The sequence below is a fragment of the Heyndrickxia coagulans 36D1 genome (assembly GCF_000169195.2).
GTDB classification, from domain to species: domain Bacteria; phylum Bacillota; class Bacilli; order Bacillales; family Bacillaceae_C; genus Weizmannia; species Weizmannia faecalis.
The window spans coordinates 1,036,712-1,059,473 of sequence record NC_016023.1 but is presented as its reverse complement, the minus strand read 5'-3'; the positions used below and the strand labels follow the sequence as shown (position 1 = coordinate 1,059,473).

22 protein-coding genes and 1 riboswitch are annotated in these 22,762 nt (G+C 47.4%); of the genes, 17 read left to right on the top strand and 5 right to left on the bottom strand.

Annotation, left to right across the window (positions count from 1 at the left end):
* Positions 1–323: 323 nt before the first annotated feature.
* A complete protein-coding gene (locus BCOA_RS22095) occupies positions 324–1,493 on the bottom strand; it encodes a MalY/PatB family protein (RefSeq protein WP_014096333.1) in 1,170 nt (389 codons plus the stop codon).
* Between the two features lie 117 nt (positions 1,494–1,610).
* Between BCOA_RS22095 and BCOA_RS22090 the strand changes: the two genes are divergently transcribed.
* From BCOA_RS22090 to BCOA_RS35290, 10 genes are all read left to right on the top strand, one after another.
* Positions 1,611–2,258 carry a carboxymuconolactone decarboxylase family protein gene (locus BCOA_RS22090; RefSeq protein ID WP_014096332.1) on the top strand — a complete coding sequence of 216 codons (648 nt, stop codon included), beginning with the start codon at positions 1,611–1,613 and terminating at the stop codon, positions 2,256–2,258.
* Between the two features lie 411 nt (positions 2,259–2,669).
* Positions 2,670–2,939: an ACT domain-containing protein gene (locus BCOA_RS22085; protein WP_013858224.1), complete on the top strand. Its 270-nt coding sequence runs from the start codon at positions 2,670–2,672 to the stop codon at positions 2,937–2,939.
* A 15-nt stretch (positions 2,940–2,954) separates the two neighbouring features.
* A complete protein-coding gene (locus tag BCOA_RS22080; protein ID WP_014096331.1) occupies positions 2,955–4,310 on the top strand; it encodes a PFL family protein in 1,356 nt (451 codons plus the stop codon).
* A gap of 154 nt (positions 4,311–4,464) precedes the next feature.
* Positions 4,465–5,499 (top strand): LacI family DNA-binding transcriptional regulator, encoded by a 1,035-nt coding sequence (locus BCOA_RS22075; RefSeq protein ID WP_014096330.1) that lies wholly within the window; start codon positions 4,465–4,467, stop codon positions 5,497–5,499.
* 449 nt (positions 5,500–5,948) lie between these two features.
* Entirely contained in the window at positions 5,949–6,704 is a 756-nt protein-coding gene (locus BCOA_RS22070) for a sugar phosphate isomerase/epimerase family protein (protein WP_014096329.1), read from the top strand.
* On the top strand, positions 6,691–7,650 hold the full coding sequence (locus BCOA_RS22065; RefSeq protein ID WP_014096328.1) for a sugar kinase: 960 nt from the start codon (positions 6,691–6,693) through the stop codon (positions 7,648–7,650). The genes BCOA_RS22070 and BCOA_RS22065 overlap by 14 nt, the downstream gene beginning before the upstream one ends.
* 25 nt (positions 7,651–7,675) lie before the next feature.
* Positions 7,676–8,980 carry an MFS transporter gene (locus BCOA_RS22060; RefSeq protein ID WP_014096327.1) on the top strand — a complete coding sequence of 435 codons (1,305 nt, stop codon included), beginning with the start codon at positions 7,676–7,678 and terminating at the stop codon, positions 8,978–8,980.
* Positions 8,977–9,597 (top strand): 3-hexulose-6-phosphate synthase, encoded by a 621-nt coding sequence (gene hxlA, locus BCOA_RS22055; RefSeq protein ID WP_014096326.1) that lies wholly within the window; start codon positions 8,977–8,979, stop codon positions 9,595–9,597. Before BCOA_RS22060 ends, hxlA begins: the two co-directional genes overlap by 4 nt.
* The gene (gene hxlB, locus BCOA_RS22050; RefSeq protein WP_014096325.1) at positions 9,594–10,145 is read left to right on the top strand and encodes a 6-phospho-3-hexuloisomerase; all 552 of its coding nucleotides are present in this window, start codon (positions 9,594–9,596) and stop codon (positions 10,143–10,145) included. The genes hxlA and hxlB overlap by 4 nt, the downstream gene beginning before the upstream one ends.
* A 60-nt stretch (positions 10,146–10,205) precedes the next feature.
* Positions 10,206–10,379: a hypothetical protein gene (locus tag BCOA_RS35290; protein WP_155375942.1), complete on the top strand. Its 174-nt coding sequence runs from the start codon at positions 10,206–10,208 to the stop codon at positions 10,377–10,379.
* 133 nt (positions 10,380–10,512) lie between these two features.
* On the opposite strand, the gene BCOA_RS35535 is transcribed toward BCOA_RS35290, so the two are convergent.
* On the bottom strand, positions 10,513–10,647 hold the full coding sequence (locus BCOA_RS35535; protein ID WP_258435242.1) for a hypothetical protein: 135 nt from the start codon (positions 10,645–10,647) through the stop codon (positions 10,513–10,515).
* A gap of 388 nt (positions 10,648–11,035) precedes the next feature.
* On the bottom strand, positions 11,036–11,530 hold the full coding sequence (locus BCOA_RS22045; RefSeq protein ID WP_014096324.1) for a spore coat protein: 495 nt from the start codon (positions 11,528–11,530) through the stop codon (positions 11,036–11,038).
* A 149-nt stretch (positions 11,531–11,679) separates the two neighbouring features.
* Here BCOA_RS22045 and BCOA_RS22040 point away from each other — a divergent pair, with 149 nt between their 5' ends.
* The 4 genes from BCOA_RS22040 to BCOA_RS22025 all read left to right on the top strand — a co-directional run bounded on the left by BCOA_RS22040 (position 11,680) and on the right by BCOA_RS22025 (position 16,132).
* A complete protein-coding gene (locus tag BCOA_RS22040) occupies positions 11,680–12,612 on the top strand; it encodes an aldo/keto reductase (protein ID WP_014096323.1) in 933 nt (310 codons plus the stop codon).
* An 89-nt stretch (positions 12,613–12,701) separates the two neighbouring features.
* Positions 12,702–13,268, top strand: a complete 567-nt coding sequence (locus BCOA_RS22035) for a nitroreductase family protein (RefSeq protein ID WP_014096322.1) — start codon at positions 12,702–12,704, stop codon at positions 13,266–13,268.
* 229 nt (positions 13,269–13,497) lie between these two features.
* The gene (locus BCOA_RS22030) at positions 13,498–14,865 is read left to right on the top strand and encodes an amino acid permease (RefSeq protein WP_014096321.1); all 1,368 of its coding nucleotides are present in this window, start codon (positions 13,498–13,500) and stop codon (positions 14,863–14,865) included.
* Between the two features lie 898 nt (positions 14,866–15,763).
* On the top strand, positions 15,764–16,132 hold the full coding sequence (locus BCOA_RS22025; protein WP_041817942.1) for a hypothetical protein: 369 nt from the start codon (positions 15,764–15,766) through the stop codon (positions 16,130–16,132).
* 88 nt (positions 16,133–16,220) lie between these two features.
* Here BCOA_RS22025 and BCOA_RS22020 read toward each other — a convergent pair whose 3' ends face one another.
* A complete protein-coding gene (locus BCOA_RS22020; protein WP_014096319.1) occupies positions 16,221–17,714 on the bottom strand; it encodes a peptide MFS transporter in 1,494 nt (497 codons plus the stop codon).
* A 348-nt stretch (positions 17,715–18,062) separates the two neighbouring features.
* Positions 18,063–19,553 (bottom strand): amino acid permease, encoded by a 1,491-nt coding sequence (locus tag BCOA_RS22015; protein ID WP_014096318.1) that lies wholly within the window; start codon positions 19,551–19,553, stop codon positions 18,063–18,065.
* Between the two features lie 99 nt (positions 19,554–19,652).
* Positions 19,653–19,846, bottom strand: a riboswitch (Lysine riboswitch).
* 457 nt (positions 19,847–20,303) lie between these two features.
* On the opposite strand from BCOA_RS22015, the gene BCOA_RS22010 reads away from it, so the two are divergent.
* The 3 genes from BCOA_RS22010 to BCOA_RS22000 are packed head-to-tail and all read left to right on the top strand — an operon-like array spanning position 20,304 to position 22,761.
* Positions 20,304–20,846: a helix-turn-helix domain-containing protein gene (locus tag BCOA_RS22010; RefSeq protein WP_026104558.1), complete on the top strand. Its 543-nt coding sequence runs from the start codon at positions 20,304–20,306 to the stop codon at positions 20,844–20,846.
* A 26-nt stretch (positions 20,847–20,872) separates the two neighbouring features.
* Complete coding sequence (locus tag BCOA_RS22005; protein ID WP_014096316.1) at positions 20,873–21,973, top strand: ABC transporter ATP-binding protein; 1,101 nt, start codon at positions 20,873–20,875, stop codon at positions 21,971–21,973.
* A complete protein-coding gene (locus tag BCOA_RS22000) occupies positions 21,970–22,761 on the top strand; it encodes an ABC transporter permease (RefSeq protein WP_014096315.1) in 792 nt (263 codons plus the stop codon). Before BCOA_RS22005 ends, BCOA_RS22000 begins: the two co-directional genes overlap by 4 nt.
* Position 22,762 lies beyond the last annotated feature (1 nt).

The window sequence follows — 22,762 nt, the reverse complement described above, 5'->3', positions numbered from 1 at the left end:
GGAACAAGAGGGTTAGCTCGGTCAATTTTCTGTCATTAGACGGGATTACCCGAGAAGCCCCCACTTCAATCAGACCGTAAGGTTGATAAGTGGAGGGTAGTTCACTACATCAAAAGAAAAGGCTGATATCCTGCTTCAATTGATAACAGCAAACGTGCAAGAAACGATCCAGTACCTTGAAAAAAGCAATAACATCCGGTTTAACGGCAACAATATTTAGGGCTAGCAGAAAATACTGACCCTTCCAAATAAAACTCCTTCATCCCGCATTGTAAGCGCCCAAAACCCGGGCCGGCCCAAAGTTTTTTGGGCCGGCCTTTTCCTTACGCAAAGGCCTTTTCGAGCCTGTTTAAGCCTTCCATCAAAATTTTGCGTGGGCAGGCGATGTTCATGCGGATAAAGCCTTCTCCGCCAGGGCCGAATTTGCTGCCAATTTCGACGCCGAGCTTTGCCTTTTTCCATAAACGGTCTTTCAATGCTTCTTCTTCCAGGCCATATGTGCGGCAGTCGAGCCACATTAAATACGTACCTTCTGTTTCCATCACCCGGATTTCCGGCAGGCGTTCCGCGATGAACCGTGCCGCTGTATCAATATTTTCCTTCAAGTAAACAAGGAGCGCATCCAGCCATTCGCTGCCGTGTCGGTATGCTGCTTCCATGCCGACAATGCCAAATGTATTCAAGGCAGATGTCCCGTTTACCGCCTGCACATCTTTGAACTTTTTGCGCAGTTCCGGGTTCGGAATGATGACGGCAGAAGCTTTGATCCCGGCTAGATTAAACGTTTTTGTCGGCGCAATGCAGGTGATGGTCATATCGCGGTACTTGTCCCCGAGAGAAGCAACCGGCACATGGGTATGCGGCGGGTATACAAGGTCGGAGTGGATTTCATCGGACAAAAACAAACAGTTATACTGCGCGCAAAGATCCGCCATTTTCATAAGCTCGTCTTTCGTCCAGACGCGCCCGCCCGGATTATGCGGATTGCAGCCTAAAAACAGCTTTGCCCCTTCTTTTAGCCGCGCTTCAACCTGCTCCCAGTCGATTTCAAACCGGTTTTCCACAAGCTTCAGCTGCGCGTTTACGACAACGCGGCCGTTTTTTTCAACCATATGGAAAAACGGATGGTACACCGGAGACATCAGCAGTACTTTATCGCCCGGTTCAGTAAATGCCTGAATGGCTGTGCTGATTGCCGGCACAATGCCGGTGCAGTACGCGATCCACGCCGGGTGGATGTCCCAGTTATGGCGCTTTTTCAGCCATGCCTGAATCGCTTCTGCAGTGGAATCCGGCACAAACGCATATCCGAGGATTTCGTGTTCAACCCGCTTTTTAATCGCTTCCGCCACTTCATACGGCGGGTTGAAATCCATATCGGCCACCCACATCGGGAGCACATCTTCTTCCCCGAAGACCTGTTTGACCTGCTCCCATTTAACAGAAGCGGTATTTTTTCTCTCAATGACTGTATCAAAATCAAACAAAACCATCACCATCCTGATATTGATCTTCTTCCCATTTTACCACACAAAAGCAGATGAATATTCATTTTCAGATGGAAGGGCTATAATGAAAAACAAGTATTCCAATTGGGAGGAGTGTCCTTTATGTCGTATTATGAAAAAGATATGCTGCAACATCTATCGAAATTAAAAGACCTTGCGCCGGAACAGGCGGCTGCTTTTGACCGCCTCAATGCCGAAGTGTTTAAAGACGGTGCCGTTTCTGCCCGGGACAAAGAAATCATCGCCGTCGCCGTGGCCCATGCGACAAAATGCCCGTATTGCCTCGACATTCATACGAAAAAAGCAAAAGCAGCGGGTGTCAGTCTCGAAGAACTTACAGAAGCGGCGTTTGTGGCAGCGGCACTGGAAGCAGGCGGCGCGGTGGCCCACAGTGTCCATATGCAGCTTGCCCTGATTGAAGATGCCAGTGATACGATTTACAAAAAATCCAATATGAAAAAACTTGCCAACATGAACCATCTTGCCAAAGACGGTTTCGCGGCCTACAATGCGTTCGGTGCTGCTGCTATGAAAGTCGGCAAACTGCCTGCACTTGTCAAAGAACTGGCTGCTGTTGCGGTCGCCCATATTACCGAGTGCCCGTATTGCATTGATTTTCATTCCAAACAGGCGCAAAAAGCGGGCGCAACGGAAGAACAACTTGCGGAAGCCATCCTTGTTGCGGGCGCGCTTGCAGCAGGCGGCGCCTACACGCATATCGCGAATATGATTGACAGCTACGAAAGCTAAGCCTGGGCAGTGCAAAGAAAAAACAGTTTGAGCGCAGGATCGTTGTTGACATGCTTTAAGCAGGCAGTGCCTACACCGCATATCACGAATATGATTGACAGCAGAAAGCTGACCCGGGTGGCGGAAGAACAGCTTTTAACATATGATTTTTAGCAGACGGCGTCTCCACTCAGATTAGAATTATGCAACGAAAAACCGGCTTGCGGGTGCCGGTCTCGTTGCCGGTGTGCTTGTTCTCTATATGATACTGAAAGTTTGCGAAAATCCGTTTCCGGCGAAAAGGGCAGCAGGGGAGTTTCAATCTTGCTGCCCTATTTTTTAATGAAAAATTCCAAAAATATACATAGACAAGACCGGAAAAATTTGTGATAGTAAGGATATGAATTTTTTTACAAAACAGGAGTGGACAAAATGAGAGCAATTTTGACAGTAATCGGCAAAGATCAGGTTGGCATCATTGCCGGTGTCAGCACACAGCTGGCAGAATTAAAGATTAATATTCTCGATGTCAGCCAGACCATCATGAGCGGTTATTTCACGATGATGATGATGCTCGATTTGTCGAATGCTGAAGCGAATTTTGATGAAATCAAACAAGCCCTTGCGAAAAAAGGCGAAGCACTGCAAGTCCAAATCAAAATTCAGCGCGAAGAAATTTTCCAATCGATGCACAGCTTGTAAAAACGGGGGACAATCATGGAAACGAAACAAATACTTGAAACCATCCGGATGATTGAAGAAGAAAAACTCGATATCCGCACCATCACAATGGGCATTTCGCTCCTCGACTGCATTGACGCGGACGGGGAAAAGGTGCGACGGAAGATTTATGATAAAATAACGCGATTGGCAGAAAACCTTGTCCGAACCGGGGAAGAGATTGAATCGGAATACGGTATCCCGATCATTAACAAACGCATCTCGGTCACGCCGATTTCCCTCATCGCCGGGGCAACGGACGAAAAAGATTACATTGCTTTTGCCAAGACCCTTGATGCGGCTGCGAAAAAAGTCGGCGTTCACTTTATTGGCGGCTTTTCGGCGCTGGTGCAAAAAGGCTGCCACAAAGGCGATAAAATATTGATAGATTCGATTCCAAGGGCACTGGCTGAAACCGAACGGGTCTGTGCCTCGGTCAATGTCGGCTCGACTCGCTCCGGTATTAACATGAACGCGGTCCGTGATATGGGTGTCATCATCAAAAAGACGGCCGAGCTGACTGCCGATACGCAAGGGCTCGGCTGTGCAAAACTCGTTGTGTTCGCGAATGCGGTGGAAGACAATCCGTTTATGGCTGGCGCGTTCCACGGTGTTGGTGAAGCGGATGTCGTCATCAACGTCGGCGTCAGCGGCCCGGGTGTGGTAAAACGCGCCCTTGAAAAAGTGAAAGGCGAACCGTTTGATGTCGTTGCGGAAACGGTCAAGAAAACCGCATTTAAAATTACGCGGATGGGCCAGCTTGTCGGCATGGAAGCATCCAAACGGCTCGGTGTTCCGTTCGGGATTGTCGACTTGTCGCTTGCCCCGACACCGGCTGTTGGAGACTCTGTGGCCCATATTTTGGAAGAAATGGGCCTTGCGTCTGTCGGTACACACGGAACAACGGCGGCGCTCGCTTTGCTGAATGATGCCGTGAAAAAAGGCGGTGTCATGGCATGCGGCCATGTTGGCGGCTTAAGCGGCGCATTCATTCCGGTTTCTGAAGACGCCGGCATGATCGATGCGGTCAACCGCGGGTCCTTGAATCTCGAAAAACTGGAGGCGATGACCGCGATCTGCTCCGTCGGCCTTGACATGATTGCAATTCCGGGCGATGTTCCGGCAGAAACGATTTCAGCAATGATCGCGGACGAAGCTGCAATTGGCGTCATTAACAATAAAACGACAGCGGTCCGCATCATTCCGGCACCGGGCACAAAGGTTGGCGATACGATCGAATTTGGCGGCCTGCTCGGACATGCGCCGGTGATGGGCGTCCATTCCTTTTCATCAGCGGACTTCATTGCCCGCGGCGGCAGAATCCCGGCCCCGATTCACTCATTTAAAAACTGAGCTCTTGAAAAAGAGCTCTTTTTCATATGCTGCGGCACAAAACCGGGAGGAGTCGGAAAAAATTTCCGTTCATTTTTGATTGACAGCTCCTCTCACTTTGTTATAATGAAGTCAAATGGTACCGGTTTCATTTTAAAGATGGATGGTAAACAACATGAGGGGAAAAGAAGCGAAAGTCACGATTTACGATGTGGCAAAAAAAGCTGGCGTGTCGAAATCGACCGTTTCGAGATATTTAGGCGGCCGGTTTCATGAATTGTCACCGAAAACCCAGCAAAAAATCAAGCAGGTGATCGATGAACTCCAATACCGCCCGAATAATTTGGCGAGAGGGCTGAAAAGCAGCCACAGCTACTTGATTGGCGCGCTGGTTGCGGATATTACCAACCCGTATACAACGGCGATTTTAAGGGGAGCTGAGGATGTCTGCAAGCAGCATGGCTACAGTTTGCTGATTTGCAACTCTGATAACCAGCCGGCAAAAGAACGCGAGTATATCTCCATGCTGCAGTCCCACAAGATTGATGGGCTGCTGATTCAAACAACAGGAGGAAACAGCGACTTTTTGGAAACCTTGTCGGAAAACGGCAAAACCCCGATTGTCCTGGTTGACCGTAAAATTCCTGAGCTGCCGTTTGATACCGTTGAAATTGATAACCGCGGGGCCGTGATGCAGGCCGTGTCCTATCTGATAAAGAAAAATTATAAAAGAATCGGCTATTTTACAGAGCCGGTTGCACATTTCAGCCCGCGGCACGAACGGTATACAGGATTTCAGGAGGCTTTACGGCTTGTTAATCCCAGTCACCCGAGCCTGGAAGATTTGTTTGAAGTGGATCTCAATGACGAAAGCCAATTGGAGAAAAAGCTCAATACGTTTTTGTCCCGCACCAGCAAAGAACCAAGGGCCATCATTGCCGGAAACAGTGTCATCGCGTTAAAAATCATTATCAAACTGAAAGAACAGGGCTATAAAATTCCTGACGATACCGGTTTTCTGAGCTTTGACAATCCGGAGTGGGCAGCTGCCGTATTTTCAGGCATTACCACCATTGAACAGCCGACTTATCAAATTGGTAAAACAGTAATGGAACTCATTTTAAAACGGCTGGCGGACAACGAATCGCCGGTCCAGACGATCTCTTACCAGACGCGTTTGATTGAAAGGGAATCTGCCCCGGGGAGATAACTTCCCCCCTAAGGAAAAATGAGATCGGTTTCACCGAAAGAGGCGACGATACAGGCTGAAATCCTGCATCAAAGGATCAGCTCGCAGGATTGAAAAGCTGTCAACATGGGATTGGCCAAGACAAAAGTGGCAGCTTCCCCTTTTGATGGTAACGGTCCCATAAAAAAAGAAAGAGAGCTCCCGGAAAGATCAAAAACAGGAAAAACGATAAATAGAGTAAACGGGAAAATCCAAAAAACATCCCCACATCGCACTGCTCATGGAAATTTTGCAAACTATATAAGTTGTACTTAAGTTCCCAAGCACCAATTTGCACGATGACTATTTTTTACAGCAGGCAACAGAGCTGCGATATTTTATTCAATTTATAAAATACAGATCCGGCATTTGAAAAATGGTATCGGTCCCAAGAAATTCGGTTCCAACACACAAGAAAAGAGGAAACACCAATGGCCCATTTATTTGTCACCATGAATGCATTTCAGGATACTGCCATTTTATCTTACCCGGTGTTATTCGCCGCCATACGCAAGGCCGGATGTGACGGGGTGGAAATCCGGCGGGAGCTGCTTGAAGACCCGTCTTCTCTTTTACCCGCGGTGAAAGGCATGCTCGATAAGGCGGGGCTGATCCCTTACTATTCCTGCCCGGTTTCTTTATTTGGGGAGGATCATCAAGTTATCGATGTGGCGCCTTATAGGCAGGAGGCTGTGGAGCTCGGGGCAAAACTCATCAAATTTTCATTGGGCAACTACCGGGAGGGTCTATCTGATGTGGATACGCTTGCCAAAGCTGCCGCCTGCTTTTCGAATGCCGGCATCCTGGTGACCATCGAGAATGATCAAACGGACCTCGGGGGAAAAACAGAGCGGCTCGCGCCATTTTTTGCAGCATGCCGCAGCAAGGCCATTCCGATCCGTTTTACCTGTGATATCGGCAACTGGGCTTACACAGGGGAAGATGCTGAAGAGGCCGCTGCCGCTTTAAAAAACGAGGTAGTATACATTCACGTGAAAGAAGTGGTGGAAACGGCATCCGGTTATGCAACGATCCCAATTGGCCAAAACGGCAGGCAAAAATGGAAACGGTTGCTGCATCTGTTGCCAAAAGAAGCCGCGATTGCGTTAGAATTTCCGATTACAAGTGATTTGAAAGATTACATCGAACTGCTGAAAGAAGAGGTGTTCGTAAATGAAAGTGTATGATGTGCTGACATTCGGAGAAGCGATGGGCATGTTTATTGCGGAAGAACCCGGACAGCTCGCCTCGGTCCGGCATTTTACAAAAGAACTGGCAGGGGCGGAAACAAATGTGGCAATCGGACTTTCTCGCCTCGGGTACCGGGTACTGTGGCTGAGCAAAGTCGGAACAGACCCGCTTGGCGATTATATCATCCAGGAACTGCAGCGTGAAAAAGTGGATACTTCCTTGATTAAAAGAGACGAAGAAAACTTGACGGGATTTCAATTGAAAGAAAAAGTATCGGAAGGCGATCCGGGTGTTTATTACTACCGTAAAAACTCCGCCGCAAGCCTGATGGGGATCAAAGATTTCCCTGAACTCAGAGAAATGCATGCAAAACATTATCACTTAACGGGGATCCCGCTCGCACTCTCCCCGTCTGTACGGGAACTGAGCGAAGCTTTCATACAAAAAGCCAAAAAAGAAGGCAGTATCGTTTCGTTTGATCCGAATTTGCGCCCTTCCATGTGGAAAGACGAAAAAACGATGGCGGAAACGATTCAAAGATACGCCTGCCAGGCCGACATTGTTTTTCCCGGTATCAAAGAAGGGAAAATTTTGACCGGCTATCAAGCGCCTGAAGATATCGCGAAATATTATCTTGAACACGGTGCCAAAATGGTGTTTGTCAAACTCGGGGCAAAAGGCGCCTATGTGGCAACGGAAAAGAAAGCGCATACCGTTCCAGGCTTCCCGGTTACCAAAGTGGTGGATACGGTTGGTGCTGGAGACGGATTTGCAGCCGGTGTATTAAGCGGCCTGTTCGACGGTTTAACTCCATTTGAAGCAGCGGAAAGAGGGAATGCAATCGGCGCTTTACAAACCATGTCTTCCGGGGATAAAAACGGGCTTCCGACCCGGGAAGAACTGTTGGCATTTATGAACGGGCATTCGGTGAAAAACGGTTAAACCCACAACAAAGGAGTGTTTTGGAATGGAAAAGTCGTTGAGAAATGTCGCAAGCAAGAAGAGATTTTTGCATCTGGTTCCAATCGCTTTCATTACCTACAGCCTTGCCTATTTCGACCGGGCGAATTACAGCTTTGGCGCAGCGGGCGGAATGGCGCACGATTTAAATATAACTACAGGTGTTGCCTCCTTTTTATCGGCATTATTTTTTCTCGGTTATTTCTTCTTTCAAATTCCGGGCGCGGCGTATGCAGAAAAAAGAAGTGCCAAGAAGCTCGTATTTGTCAGCCTGATTCTCTGGGGCCTGCTTGCTTCTGCAACCGGTCTGGTCCATAATGTCGCATGGCTGTATCCGATCCGGTTCTTCCTCGGTGTCGTGGAATCTGCCGTGATGCCGGCAATGCTCGTCTTTTTGAGCAACTGGTTTTTAAAAGAAGAGCGTTCCCGTGCCAACACCTTCTTAATTTTGGGCAATCCTGTCACCGTTTTATGGATGTCCATTGTTTCCGGTTATTTGTTAAAGGTGCTTGACTGGAGGGGAATGTTTATTGTGGAAGGAATTCCGGCCATCGTTTGGGCATTTTTCTGGTGGAAGCTGGTTGAAAATAAGCCGGAAGAAGCAAAGTGGCTGACGGATGAGGAAAAGGAAAACATCGCATCTGAAATGAAAGAAGAACAAAAAGGAATGATCAAAGTAGCGGGGTATAAAGAAATGTTCCGCAATAAAACGGTGCTCATTCTCGCGGTTCAGTATTTTGCATGGAGCATCGGCGTCTACGGATTTGTCATGTGGCTGCCGTCCATGATAAAAGCGGCCTCCCATATGGATATTGTGGCAACGGGCTGGCTGTCTGCCGCTCCATACTTACTGGCGACAATCGGGATGATCGCTGTTTCCTATTTTTCCGATAAAACGCTAAATCGCAAAACATTTGTCTGGGTATCGCTATTGATCGGCACCATTGCCTTCTACGGTTCTTATTTGATCGGTTCATCCAATTTCTGGTTCTCTTACGCGCTGCTTGTCATTGCAGGAGGCGCCATGTATGCACCATACGGGCCGTTTTTCGCAATCATGCCGGAAATTTTGCCGAAAAATGTATCAGGAAGTGCCAATGCGTTTATCAACAGCATGGGTGCTTTAGGCTCTTTTGTTGGCGCATACATTGTCGGATTTTTAAACGGGGCAACGGGCAGCACGCAGGCATCTTTTATCTTTATGGCGATCTCGCTCCTTGTCTCGGTTCTGTTAACCTTGATGGTCCGGGCAAAAAAACAGGCGTCTCCCCTGGCGCCGGAAAATCTTGAAGCAAAGGCGGTTTTAAAATGAAGATTCAACTGGCATTAGACCGATTCACGATTCAGGAAGCAATCGAAATTGCAGCGAAAGCGGAAAAAGCGATAGAATGGATTGAAGTCGGCACATCGTTAATTAAAGAATTCGGCGTCAAAAGCATTTATGACATAAAAAACCGGTTTCCGGACAAAACGGTGGTAGCCGATATCAAGACGTTCGACAATGCGAAGTACGAATTTGAACTTTGTTTTCGGGCGGGAGCCGACATTGCGACTGTGATGGGGGCGGCCCCTCCTGTCACGCTCCGTACGTGTTTGGATACGGCTGGGCAGTTTGATAGACAAGTGATGGTTGACCTTTTGAATACAGCGGCGCATCAACAGAAGGAGATTGCCCGTTTGGAAAACATCATCGTCTGCCAGCATATCAGCAAGGACCAGCAGGAAGAAGGCGGAGGCGGAACGTGGGGGCGCCGCGCAGCATCACGCAACCAGCAGCTTGCAGTAGCCGGGGGCATTTCACTGGAAAATTTGGCTGCCGTCCGCGCCCTTCAGCCGGATGTGCTCATTATTGGTTCAGCAATCAGCAAGGCAAGTGATCCTTTGCTTGCGGCACAAAAGATAAAAGAAGCTTGGGAGGCATTGAAATGAATCGGGAAATAGAAGTCATTTTAAATGAAATTCAAACGGTGTTTTCAAAAATAGACGGGGAACAAGTGGAAAAGCTGGCGGATATGCTTGCTTCTCCGAAAAGCATTTTTGTATTGGGCGAGGGGCGTTCGGGGCTGATGGCCAAGTCTTTTGCGATGCGGCTCATGCATCTTGGTTTCCATGTGTTTGTCGTCGGCGAGACGATCACTCCTTCGATTCAGCCGGGAGATTTATTGATTGCAGTTTCTGGTTCCGGCACGACTTCCAATGTGGTGCAAGCGGCGGAAAAATCGAAAAAGAATGGTGTATCTGTTGTGGGTGTGACTTCTGATCCGTCTTCGAGACTTGCGCAAACTTCGGATAGCGTGGTTCATATTCCGTCTGCTACGAAATACCGGAGGCCGGGAGAAATTGAAAGCAGACAGCCGCTCAGCTCATTGTTCGACCAGTCTGTTCATCTGTTTTTTGACGCGGTTTGCCTGAAAATTGCCGAACAGCAGAAATCGGGGAATGAAGCAGCGTTGAACCGGCACAGCAATCTCGAATAGGGCGTTAAAAACAATAGGCCGGAGCAAGCCGGTAGATTTGGCCATTCGGCTTCTGAATAAGTGGAACACAGAAAAAAACAGCGGGTATGGCTTGTCTCACCGTTGGATATAGTGGGGCCGGATCCGGTTCATTCCGGTTGCGGACTGCTCGCTGTACCGTTTAAAGGATATACCGCGGATGAACAATCGATCCGCGGTTTTCCATTCTTTTATCCGGAACATTACACCGGCTGATTTTCATCCTTCTGCGGGCGCTATTTATTTTGCCGCCGGGCGATTACCCTGAAAATACGGGTCGTTCCACCGCTGGTACGCATTTATTGCAGCATGGGCGCCTATGTCGGTGGGTGACTTGCTGGCACTGCATTCAATGGGTATGGCTTTCTCCCTGAAAATAGGCACTGGCTGATTTCTGTTCCTGCGCTGGTGCTGCATTCATTGCGGCATGGAGCCTATCTTGTTGGATGACTTTCATTCTACGGCTGGTGTCATATTCAAGCATGGCTGTCTATCCCGAAAATTTGCAACTGGATTTTCATTCTTCCGCTGGTACCAGATTCTTTGCGGCATTGGCGTCTGCCCTGAAAATAGGTACCGGCTGATTTCTGTTCCTTTGCACTGGTGCTGCATTTATTGCGGCATGGTGCCTATTTCGCTAAATGACTTTCCTTGTTCGGCTGATGCCGTATTCATGCATGGCTGTCTACCCTGAAAATTTGCGACGGGATTTTCATTCTTTCGCTGGTACCAGATTCTTTGCGGCGTTGGCATCTACCCTGAAAATAGGTACCGGCTGATTTCTGTTCCTGCACTGGTGCTGCATTTATTGCAGCATGTGTGCCGGTTCACTCGCTAGTGCCGCATTTAATGCAGCACGGGCGCCGGATTCTTCACTCTTCTTCCCGCATTTGCAGCGCCCGGTTGGCATTCCGGACATCGTTGTTCAGCAATTGGCTTAAGTTGTAGGCCTGGTACATACCATGTTCATGCATATAGTTGAATACGCGCGCATGCCAGTCGATCGCGCTGTTCAAATGGCGGACAAGCACGGTGCGCAATGCCGGCGTGGCTGTTTCTGTAATGGCAGTCGCATAATTTCGTACAGCCGTTTTGGAAGCGGTCAGCAGTTCACCGGCCTGAAAACCGGGATTGGTTTGCCGCTCCTCGTTTTCTTCTATTTCCTCTTCCCGCGGCGCCTGCGGATAAAACTGCAGAAGGTCGCGAATATTTTTTTCAAGTGCCCGGATCGAAAACGTATACAGTTCCCGGAGCCCTGCATCGGACACATTTCTTACGACTGATTTAAACCGGATCAAACAAATCGTCTGGGATGCAACCAGCTCATGAATTTCCAATGTTTCATGCCAAGCTAACGTTCTTGCCACAATAACCCCTCCTTTTTCTCTCACACGTTCCCATTTGTATGCAAACAGCTCGCACATGTGCCTGTTTGACCGGAAACCGAAATATTTTTACATTTCTTTTTGATTTGCTATGATAAGGATTGAAATCTGAAGAGAAAGGCGGAGGTAAGATGGAAAAACAAAGAAGACTCGGCAAATCGGATTTGTATGTCAACCCGGTCGGCCTCGGCACAAATGCGGTCGGCGGACATAATATTCACCCGAATCTCAATGATGAAACCGGGAAAGAAGTTGTGCGCACGGCAATTGACCACGGCATCAATTTTCTTGACACTGCGTTTATTTACGGGCCAAAACGTTCGGAAGAGTTGATCGGCGAGGTGCTAAAAGAACACGGCGGCCGTGACAAGGTCGTGCTTGCCACAAAAGGTGCACATAAATTTGTCGATGGAAAAGTGGTGTTCGACAACTCCCCTGCATTTTTAAAAGAAGCGGTCGAAAGCAGCCTGAAACGCCTGCAAACCGATTATATTGATTTGTTTTATATCCATTTCCCGGATGACCATACTCCGAAAGACGAAGCAGTCGGCGCCTTAAAAGAACTGAAAGATGAAGGGAAAATCCGTGCAATCGGTGTTTCCAATTTTTCCATTGAACAATTGAAAGAGGCAAACAAAGACGGATATGTCGATGTGCTGCAGTCGGAGTACAATTTATTCAAACGCGAGGCTGAAAAAGACTTACTTCCGTACACAGCGGAAAACGGTATTTCGTTTATCCCGTATTTTCCGCTCGCATCCGGGCTGCTCGCCGGCAAATATACAAAAGATACCAAATTTGAAGGCGGCCGTGCGAAAAATCCGCTTTACCAAGGGGAAACCTATCTCCGTAATTTGGAAAAGGTTGAAAAGCTCCGCCCGATTGCGAAAGAAAAAGGCGTGGATGTCGCACATGTTGTCCTTGCTTGGTATCTCTCCCAGCCTTCCATTGATGCTGTCATTCCGGGTGCCAAACGGCCGGAACAGGTGATTGACAATCTGAAAACATTGGAAGTCAGCCTGACGGAAGCGGACGTGCAAAAGATCAGTACCATTTTTCAATAATGTATTTCCACGGTGGAAAAATGTTTTTTGTTGATTGACGTATTTTCCTGCCTTATACTTAAACTAGTATGGCTAAAGGAGTTGGGAAAATGGGTGTCATGGATCTGATCAAATCGCGCCGTTCCATCGGTGTGACAGACAATAAAGAGGTGCCCGATGATGTGATTGGAACATTGCTCGAAGCTGCCACATGGGCGCCAAACCATAAGAAAACAGAACCGTGGAAATTCCGCGTGTTTAAAGGAGAAGGGCGTGTCAAACTCGGGGAGGAAATGGCTCGGATTGCAGCCCAGAAAGCGGAAGGCCTGAGTGAAGAAGAAGCGGCGAAAAAGATTGAAAAAGCGCGCAAAGGGCCACTGCGGGCGCCGGTGGTTATTGCGGTTGCCGTCAGCCCTTCCGGCATTGTTCCGGAAATTGAGGAAATCGTTGCGACCGGTTGTGCGATTCAAAACCTGCTGCTTACGGCAACCGAGCTCGGTTTGGCTACAATCGTGAGGACCGGTGACATCGCGCATGAACCCGAATTGAAAAACTATCTTAATCTCGAACCGGCAGATAAAATTGCCGGGCTCATCTATGTCGGCTATCCGAAAAGAGAATTGGACATCAAAGCGCAACGGACACCAGCAGAAGAAAAAACGCAATGGTTTGCTTAAACCCAGGCTTGCCGGCTCTTTTCATGGGCCGGTTCGCTTCTGCATGCTAAATTTTCTCAAAAATGAGAAGTTTTAATCCGTCCTTTTGAAAGCGAAAACAAAAAAGAGGTCCCATAACACCCGTACACAACCGTGGGAGGATCTTGCACATACGGTTTGCTTTTTACCCGCAACAAATAAGAATATTGTGATATAATCAAATTTATACATAGATAAGGAGTTGATCGGTATGGATCAAAGCCCGAATGGACAAGAGCTGAGTCGCGGGCTGAAAAACCGCCATATTCAATTGATTGCGATCGGGGGCGCAATTGGAACGGGGCTTTTCCTTGGTTCCGGCAAATCGATTCACTTTGCCGGCCCGTCTATTATGCTCGTATACTTCGTAATCGGCTTAGCCCTTTTCTTTATGATGCGGGCACTCGGCGAACTGCTGATGTACAAGCCGATTACCGGATCGTTTACCCATTTTGCTGAAACATTTATCGGACCGTGGGCAGGCTTTATTACCGGCTGGACCTATTGGTTTTGCTGGATTGTAACCGGTATTGCCGAAATTACCGCAGTCGGTATGTATGTTCAATTTTGGGTACCCGATCTGCCACAGTGGATTCCTGCTTTGATTTGCGTCGCTGTTTTGTTTCTCATCAATATTGCGACAGTCAAAGCATTCGGGGAAATGGAATTTTGGTTTGCTATTATTAAAGTTGTCACCATTATTGCCCTGATTGTTATCGGCATTCTCCTCGTGTTCGCTGGTTTTCAAAGCAATGGGGGGCACGCCTCTTTTACAAACCTGTGGCAGCACGGCGGCTTTTTCCCGAATGGCTCAAAAGGGTTTTTGCTAGCGTTTGAAATGGCCGTCTTTTCATTTGTCGGGATTGAACTGGTCGGCGTAACAGCCGGGGAAGCAGAGGATCCATCAAAGACGCTGCCAAAAGCGATCAACCAGATTCCGCTGCGGATTTTACTGTTTTATGTCGGCGCTTTGTTTGTCATCATGTCGATTTATCCTTGGAACCGGCTGAATCCGGATGCGAGCCCGTTTGTCCGGGTATTTGCTGATATCGGTCTGCCGGCTGCAGCAGGTATCATCAATTTTGTGGTGCTCACTTCGGCGGCTTCCTCGTGCAACAGCGGCATTTTCAGTACAAGCCGTATGCTGTATTCTCTTGCAGAAGATGGAAAAGCACCGAAAATATTTAAAAAGTTAAACAAGCGGAATGTCCCGGCACCTGCTTTGCTTGGTTCAACGATCATGCTGTTAATCGGCGTTATGCTGAATTATTTTATGAAGAGCACGCAAGTCTTTACGCTTGTCACAAGCATTTCATCCATCTGTTTTGTCTGGGTGTGGGGCGTCATTATGGTTGCCCACTTGCGTTTCCGGAAAAATATGCCGGAAGAAGCGGCCAAAATCTCTTTTAAATTGCCGTTTGCCCCGGTCATCAACTGGATTGTACTCTTGTTCTTTGTTTTTGTCCTCGTGGTTCTGGGGATAGCAAAAGATACGCGTGTTGCCTTATTTGTGACACCGGTATGGTTCATCCTGCTTGTCATCGCTTACGGCCTGACACGAAAGAAGAAAAGCATTTAACAAAAACCCGTTTGGAAAGAGGATTTCCAAACGGGTTTTTCTCTTTTATATAGGGTCAACAACCTGTGTCTTAAAATATAAAAGACTTCATCTTTGAAAATACGATTTTGTCTTCTCTATACCTTGAATCAGCTTTCAAGTGCAAGCTTTTCTCTGGACTTTCTAAAAAAACCATTTAAATTTTTGCCAAAACTGTCAGCATCCTTGCCAAATCTAGGAATTTTGCGTGTTCAGCAAGCCCTACGTTAAGGAGTCGTGGAAAAATGAAGGCCTTTCTTTACATAGAGGGCGTCTACGTTAAGGAAGCGTGAAAAAACGAGGCTCTTCCTTAACCTAGAGGGCGTCTACGTTAAGGAAGCGTGAAAAAACGAGGCTCTTCCTTAACCTAGAGGGCGTCTACGTTAAGGAAGCGTGAAAAAACGAGGCTCTTCCTTAACCTAGAGGGCGTCTACGTTAAGGAAGCGTGAAAAAACGAGGCTTTTCCTTAACCTAGAGGGCGTCTACGTTAAGGAAGCACGAAAAAACGAGGCTTTTCCTTCACCTAGAGGGCGTCTACGTTAAGGATAAGGAAGAGCAGAAAAACGAAGGCCTTTCTTAACCTAGAGCCCGCCTAGGTTAAGGAAGCAAGCAAAAACGAGGCTCTTCCTTAACCTAGAGGGCGTCTACGTTAAGGAAGCGCGGAAAAACGAAGGCCTTCCTTAACCTAGAGCGCGCCTAGGTTAAGGAAGCGTGAAAAAACGAGGCTCTTCCTTAACCTAGAGGGCGTTTATGTTAAGAAAGCGTGCAAAAATGAAGGCTTTTCTTTACATAGGGCCCATCTACGTTAAGGGAAGATGACTATGATGCAGCCGAGGAACTTGTATCCCAGCAAGATGATCTTAAAACGCAACTCGATACTTTGAACAAACAGGTCGATGTTGCACAAGCTGACTTGAAAAATGCAAAATCAGAATTAAAATCCACTCAAAGCAAAGTGGATGCCAAGAAAAAGGACCTTGCTTCATTGACAGGACAGGTGCAGAAAGCGAAAAGTGCACCAAAGACGTTGGCAGCCGGCAGATATGAAGTTGGCAAAGACATCCCGGAAGGAAGGTATAAAGCCACGCCGGTTGGTGAAGGATCGAACTTCGTCACTTTTGACGGAGAAGGTGTACCAGATGTGAATACGATTCTTGGCGTAAATGGCGAAGCTTCCTATACGTTTATGGTGTATGACGGCTACACCGTCCAGACAGAAGCAACGGTTAAGCTTACCCCAATCGATTAGCATCCACTCCAATTGTTACACGGCACATACCAGCAAATCCATTAAAAAAACCGGGGACCAATGCCCCGGTTTTTCATCACTTCATCTATTATTTTATCCCTCTCATCAGCCGTTTGATAACCGGTGCGTAGAGGAGCAGGAATATGCCCAAAATGACCGAAACAAGGCCGACGCCGCCGAAGTAGATCACTTCATGGTTGGCGCTGTACAGTTTGACAAGCTGGGCGTTCAACGTTTGGGCCGCAGCATCAGACAAGTTCCAGAGGCTGAGCATTTGCGCCGAGAATGCGGCTGGCGCCAGCTTTGTCGATACACTCAAACCAACCGGTGACAAGCAAAGTTCCCCGATCACGACAAGGAAGTAGCTCAATACAAGCCAGAGCGGGCTCACGAGCGACGAAGAGCCGTTAAAGTAAGCCGGGGCCACCATGACCATATAGGACAAACCAGCAAGGATAAGCCCAAACGAAAATTTAACCGGTGTAGACGGCTGCCTGTCTCCCAGCTTCACCCAAAGCGAAGCCAAAACCGGCGCAAAGACGACGATAAACAGCGGATTCAATGTCTGAAACCAGGACGGTAAAATATGAATGCCGGCAAAATTCAGCTGTGTCCGCTTGTCCGCATAGACGGCGAGCAAACTCGCGCCTTGTTCTTCAATCGCCCAGAAGACGATGGAAGCAATAAATAAAGGAATATAAGCCAAAATGCGTGAGCGTTCGTCTTTCGATGTTTTTTTGCTAAAGTACATCATAAAGAAGTACCAGGCAGGAATCAAAAATCCTAAAATGCTGACGATGGTAATAAAGCTGTTCAGATTTAAAATCCGTGTCGGAATGGTAATCGCCAGCAAAATAATCAGGACGACAGCTCCTACGCCGATTTTGGTGAAAGTCGATCTTCTTTCTTCCGGCTTCAACGGGTTGTGCACAACAGAGCCGGCAAGCCCAAGATTTTTCTTCCTGGACATGGTGAATGCGATCAAACCGAAAAACATTCCGATCGCTGCAATACTGAAGCCGAGATGGTAATTGTACCCCTGACCGATTGTTCCGACAATGAGTGGCGCAATGAAGGCCCCGAGGTTAACCGCCATGTAGTAAATGCTGAAACCGGAATCGCGCCGCAAGTCTTTTTCATCATACAATTCCCCGACGGTTGAAGCGGCATTTGGTTTTAACAAGCCTGTCCCAAGCACAATCAGCACCATGGAAACGATCAGCGCCGGGAACCCTCCCGGAAAGGACAACGCAATATGCCCGAGCATAATCAGCACTCCGCCGTAAAAAACGGTTTTGGCGGAACCGAGCAGACGGTCTGAAATCCAGCCGCCGATAATCCCCGACATATAAACAAGCGCGCCGTAAATCGAAGCAATCGATGCGGCTGTTGTCGGGTCCAATCCCAACCCGCCGTTTGACAGGCGGTCATACATGTAGTAAATCAGAATCCCTTTCATCCCGTAGTAAGAGAATCTCTCCCAAAACTCTAGGAAAAATAAAGTCGACAACCCTTTTGGATGACCAAAAAATCCGGTCTGTGGAACAGTTGCCAGAACTTTTTTCTTGTCGATTGTTGACATGCCATTGCCTCCTTGTAAAAATCACATATTGGCATAATTTGTGAAATTAACTGAAAAATAAGTGCTGGTTTTTTCGGGGAATGAATGCGATAGATAAAATATTAACGTAAAATGAGAAAAAAATAAAGATTAATTTTTTGGCAAATTTGTGTGCGCCATTGTTAAAAAAGGCTGGAACCCGCATGAAATAAAGGATTCTGAGCTAGGAAAATATTTAAAATGAATTTTTTCCTAGATAAAGGAAACGTTTTCATAAATTAAAATAAAGGTAAATTTCATATAATTTATGTTAAAAGTAAGTTTCTGATGAAAGGAAAAAACCTGCGGCAGCCACCGCAGGTTTTTCCGTTAGGATTCTCGGTTAAAATCGCATTCCTGTAAAGAAACGACTTTTGTCTTTTTCACAAATTTATAAATGAGCCATACGGCAATAAAGATGGGCAGGCCGATATACGAGACAAACACGCTTTCCCACTTAATATGGTCTCCCAGAAATGCCTGGTAGTTTTGCCCGAGAATGACGACCGTACAAACGGCAAACGCAAATAGCGGTCCGAATGGGAACCATCTCGAACGGTAAGGCAGGTCGCTCAACGCTTTTCCTTGCGCCACATATGCACGGCGGAACCGGTAATGGCTGATGGCAATCCCGAGCCAGGCGATAAAGCCGGATAAGCCGGATGCGTTCAGGAGCCAGTTGTACACTGCCCCGTCACCGAAGAAAGATGCAAGGAAAGCCACCGTTCCAACAAGCGAAGTGACAATCAGTGCATTCACCGGTACCCCGCGTTTATTCAGTTTTCCGAGGAATTTCGGCGCTTTGCCGTCACGCGCCAGTTCCCAGAGCATTCGCGTTGACGCGTACATACCCGAGTTGCCGGCAGAAAGAACAGCCGTTAAAATAATCGCATTCATGACAGAAGCAGCAAAGGCAATGCCGGCACGCTGAAATACAATTGTGAACGGGCTCATCGTAATGTCGTCGGCGGTTAGTCTCGAATCCGTGAACGGAATCAGCAGGCCGATGACAAAAATCGCCAGAATATAGAAAAGCAAAATTCTCCAAAAAACAGATTTCACAGCATGCGGAATGGTTTTTTCCGGATCTTCACTTTCACCGGCCGCAACCCCGAGCAGTTCTGTTCCCTGGAACGAAAACCCGGCTGCCATAAAAATCCCGAGTACGGCCAGGAATCCGCCGTGGACCGGGCCGTCTGCAATCGTAAGGTTATGGAAGCCGATTGCTTTTCCACCCATAATCCCGAAAATCATCAGTGCGCCGACAATGATAAAGGCAATGACGGTCACGACTTTTATGATTGCAAACCAGTATTCTGCTTCCCCGAACCCTTTTACAGATAAATAATTTAATAAGAACATGATGAGAAGGCAGGCCGCACTCCACACGATCGAAGGCGTATGCGGGAACCAGAATTTCATGATAATGGTTGCTGCCGATAATTCGGCCGCAATCGTGATCGCCCAGTTATACCAATAGTTCCAGCCAAGCGCAAATCCAAGTGCCGGGTCAACAAATTTCGTCGCGTACGTGCTGAAGGTGCCTGCAACCGGCATGTAGGCGGCCATTTCCGCAAGACTTGTCATTAAAAAGTACACCATGACGCCAATTAATGCATAAGCGAGAAGCGCCCCGCCCGGCCCCGCGCTGTGGATTGCCCCGCCGCTTGCCAGAAAAAGCCCGGTTCCGATTGATCCGCCGAGGGAAATCATGGTCAGGTGGCGGGATTTTAATTTTCGCTTTAGTTTTGTCACTTCACCCTTTTTCGTAACGGGAACCGCTCCAGCTGTAGTGCTTTGCCCATGATAGAAGTCATCCATCCTTGATACACTCCTTTTTATATAGGAAGGAGCAGGGAATAAACAAAAATGCCGCAGTCGTGGAGACGCGGCATCAAAGCGTATACCCTCCATCAACCTTCCGAAGATAGCTCAACACATATGCGAGGGGGAATCGCATATGTGACAGTTCTGTTCCTGTTCGGAAACAGCCCCAACATGGCACCGCGGGATCCGGCACCACATTTCGGCAGCTTTTCCTTTCAACCGGAGTCTTAAACTTTACCCGTGTCTCGTCCGATTTACTCATAAAAGCTGCGACCTCTACCTCACCGGATTTGATGAGGATTTTTTTATTCAATTTGATTTACATATAATTATAGTTATGTTTTTAGGGAAAATCAATAGAAAAGGCAGCAGAACGGGGTGGCAAAAATAGGTGTTATATAAAATGGATTTCAGTTTTTACGTCAAGCCCGGCGCCAGTTTGCATGATTGACTTTTTGCAGCAGGCAACAGCGCGGCCATATTTTATATGCGGGCTTATTTTTACAAACATCTGCCTCTCTGTAAGAAAACGCCCGAGTGGGATTGTTCGTTTTCATAAACCGGCTGGAAAGGAGGGGAGCCGAGACAGCAGGGGGACGACCGTGATGCGTGTTTTTTTCAAAAAAACCTTTACATCTGCCTGCTTTTTTGTATAATACATATGAAAGTAAACTTAAAGTTTAACAAAACAAAACTTCCTTGCCTTTGAGTTTACAAATGCTAAACAAAATGGAAGGTTTTATGATGAAGATCGGGAAAAAAATTAAAAACTTAAGGTTAAAAAAAGGACTCACCCAAGAGGAACTTGGAGAGCGCACGGACTTAAGCAAAGGCTATATTTCCCAGCTTGAGCGGGATTTAAGCTCCCCTTCGATTGACACGTTTTTTAATATATTGGAAGTGCTCGGCTGCACGCCGAAAGAATTTTTTGACGAAGAAGAGCGTGAACAAAAAGTCGTATACGGGGAAGAAGACCAGACCGATTATCTCGATGAAGAGCGCGGTTATAAAATCCAGTGGCTCGTCCCGGAATCGAATGAAAAGGAAATGGAACCGATCCTGCTTACGCTTGAGGAAAAAGGGGAGTTTAAAACGTTTGAACCTTCTTTATCGGAAACCTTTGCCTATGTACTGGAAGGCCGGATTGCGGTGCGGCTTGGCAAACGCCTGTACCGTGCAAAAGCCGGAGAAGCCATTTATTATCATGCATCCGATGAGCATCAGATCCTGAATGACGCGGAAGGCCGGTCCAGGCTTGTACTCGTTGCTACGGAATCGTATCTGTAAGCTGAACATAGAAGAGGAGGACAGCAATGAACAGCGATATCATCATTCGTTTTGAACATGTCACAAAACAATACGACGATGATCCTGCTATTTTGGATGACGTCAGTTTTGAAATAGAACGCGGAAAATTTTACACTCTGCTCGGACCGTCGGGTTGCGGAAAAACAACGATTTTGCGCCTGATTGCGGGATTTATTGCGCCGACAAAAGGAAATATTTACATCAATGGAAAAATCGTGAATGACGTGCCAGCCAACCGGCGCCAGGTCAATACCGTTTTCCAGGATTATGCGCTATTTCCTCATTTAAATGTGTATGAAAACGTCGCATTTGGGCTGCGCATTAAAAAAATGAAGGCAGCTGTGATTGAACAAAAAGTAAAAGAAGCCTTGAAGTTTGTGAATCTGGAAGGCTATGAAAACCGGGAAATCAGCGAAATGTCAGGCGGGCAGCGGCAGCGTGTCGCGATTGCGCGCGCGATTGTCAATGAACCGGAAGTGATTTTGCTGGACGAACCGCTTTCCGCGCTGGATTTGAAGCTAAGGACAGAGATGCAGTATGAACTGCGTGAACTGCAGCGCCGCCTTGGCATTACGTTTATTTTTGTCACGCACGACCAGGAAGAAGCGCTTGCGATGAGCGATGAAATTTTTGTCATCAATAACGGGAAAATCCAGCAGAGCGGCACGCCGACCGATATTTACGATGAACCGATCAACCGCTTTGTCGCGGACTTTATCGGCGAGTCCAATATCCTTCCGGGAAAAATGATCAAGGATTTTGTTGTGGAATTTAACGGCCATGCGTTCGAATGCGTTGACCGCGGCTTTCATCCGAACGAGCCGGTTGAAATTGTCATCCGCCCGGAAGATTTAGAAATCACGACACCGGAAAAAGGGAACTTGAAAGTGCGGGTGGATACGCAGCTGTTCCGCGGCGTCCATTATGAAATTTGTTGCTACGATGAAGAGGGAAATGAATGGCTTGTCCACTCGACAAAAAAAGCAAAAGTCGGGGATACGATCGGCCTTTATTTTGAACCGGAAGCGATCCACGTGATGAGATTCGGCGAAACAGAAGAGGAATTCGACCGGCGCCTGGAAGCGTACGATGAGGTCCGGCCATGAAAGTAAATGCACGCACTTTTTATCTCGTTCCGTATTTGCTGTGGATCCTTCTTTTTGTAATCGCGCCGATTTTGCTCATTCTCTATTATTCTTTTTTTGATATTGAAGGGCATTTGTCGCTTGTCAACTATGAAAAATTTTTTACGCCCGTTTATTTGAAAATGACGCTGAGCTCTTTTTGGTATGCGTTTTTGATTACGGCGTTTACACTTTTGATTTCGTATCCGACTGCTTATCTTTTGACAAAATCGCGGCATAAGCAGCTCTGGCTCTTATTAATCATTTTGCCGACATGGATCAATTTGTTGTTAAAAGCGTATGCGTTTCTCGGGATTTTCGGCACATTCGGCCCGGCCAACTCGTTTCTTGAATGGATGGGCATCGGGCAAAAGCAGATTTTATTTACAGACTTCAGCTTTTTGTTTGTGTCTACTTATATTTTTATCCCATTTATGATTTTGCCGATTTATAACGCGCTTGAAGAACTAAACCCGGTCTTTATGGATGCGGCGCGCGATCTTGGCGCCTCGAAATGGGCCACGTTCCGCTGCGTTGTGTTTCCGCTCACGCTGGACGGTGTCAAATCAGGGTGTCAGGCTGTCTTTATTCCGTCTCTGTCACTCTTTATGATTACGCGCCTGATTGCGGGAAACCGTGTCATTACGCTCGGTACGGCAATTGAGGAGCATTTCCTTGTCACACAGGATTGGGGCATGGGGTCTACGATCGCCGTCTTTTTGATCATTGCCATGGTCGTCATTATGATTGTGACCGGCAACCGGAAGTGAG

Bases quoted from the DNA above. Each gene is read 5' to 3' on its own strand.
- BCOA_RS22005 (WP_014096316.1), top strand. From the start codon at position 20,873: ATGAACAGCGATATCATCATTCGTTTTGAACATGTCACAAAACAATAC.
- BCOA_RS35535 (WP_258435242.1), bottom strand. From the start codon at position 10,647: ATGCTTGAATATGACACCAGCCGTAGAATGAAAGTCATCCAACAAGAT.
- BCOA_RS22015 (WP_014096318.1), bottom strand. From the start codon at position 19,553: ATGGATGACTTCTATCATGGGCAAAGCACTACAGCTGGAGCGGTTCCC.
- hxlB (WP_014096325.1), top strand. From the start codon at position 9,594: ATGAATCGGGAAATAGAAGTCATTTTAAATGAAATTCAAACGGTGTTT.
- BCOA_RS22090 (WP_014096332.1), top strand. From the start codon at position 1,611: ATGTCGTATTATGAAAAAGATATGCTGCAACATCTATCGAAATTAAAA.
- hxlA (WP_014096326.1), top strand. From the start codon at position 8,977: ATGAAGATTCAACTGGCATTAGACCGATTCACGATTCAGGAAGCAATC.
- BCOA_RS22020 (WP_014096319.1), bottom strand. From the start codon at position 17,714: ATGTCAACAATCGACAAGAAAAAAGTTCTGGCAACTGTTCCACAGACC.
- BCOA_RS22070 (WP_014096329.1), top strand. From the start codon at position 5,949: ATGGCCCATTTATTTGTCACCATGAATGCATTTCAGGATACTGCCATT.
- BCOA_RS22000 (WP_014096315.1), top strand. From the start codon at position 21,970: ATGAAAGTAAATGCACGCACTTTTTATCTCGTTCCGTATTTGCTGTGG.
- BCOA_RS22095 (WP_014096333.1), bottom strand. From the start codon at position 1,493: ATGGTTTTGTTTGATTTTGATACAGTCATTGAGAGAAAAAATACCGCT.
- BCOA_RS22080 (WP_014096331.1), top strand. From the start codon at position 2,955: ATGGAAACGAAACAAATACTTGAAACCATCCGGATGATTGAAGAAGAA.
- BCOA_RS22060 (WP_014096327.1), top strand. From the start codon at position 7,676: ATGGAAAAGTCGTTGAGAAATGTCGCAAGCAAGAAGAGATTTTTGCAT.
- BCOA_RS22040 (WP_014096323.1), top strand. From the start codon at position 11,680: ATGGAAAAACAAAGAAGACTCGGCAAATCGGATTTGTATGTCAACCCG.
- BCOA_RS22010 (WP_026104558.1), top strand. From the start codon at position 20,304: ATGAAGATCGGGAAAAAAATTAAAAACTTAAGGTTAAAAAAAGGACTC.
- BCOA_RS22085 (WP_013858224.1), top strand. From the start codon at position 2,670: ATGAGAGCAATTTTGACAGTAATCGGCAAAGATCAGGTTGGCATCATT.
- BCOA_RS22075 (WP_014096330.1), top strand. From the start codon at position 4,465: ATGAGGGGAAAAGAAGCGAAAGTCACGATTTACGATGTGGCAAAAAAA.
- BCOA_RS22035 (WP_014096322.1), top strand. From the start codon at position 12,702: ATGGGTGTCATGGATCTGATCAAATCGCGCCGTTCCATCGGTGTGACA.
- BCOA_RS22030 (WP_014096321.1), top strand. From the start codon at position 13,498: ATGGATCAAAGCCCGAATGGACAAGAGCTGAGTCGCGGGCTGAAAAAC.
- BCOA_RS22065 (WP_014096328.1), top strand. From the start codon at position 6,691: ATGAAAGTGTATGATGTGCTGACATTCGGAGAAGCGATGGGCATGTTT.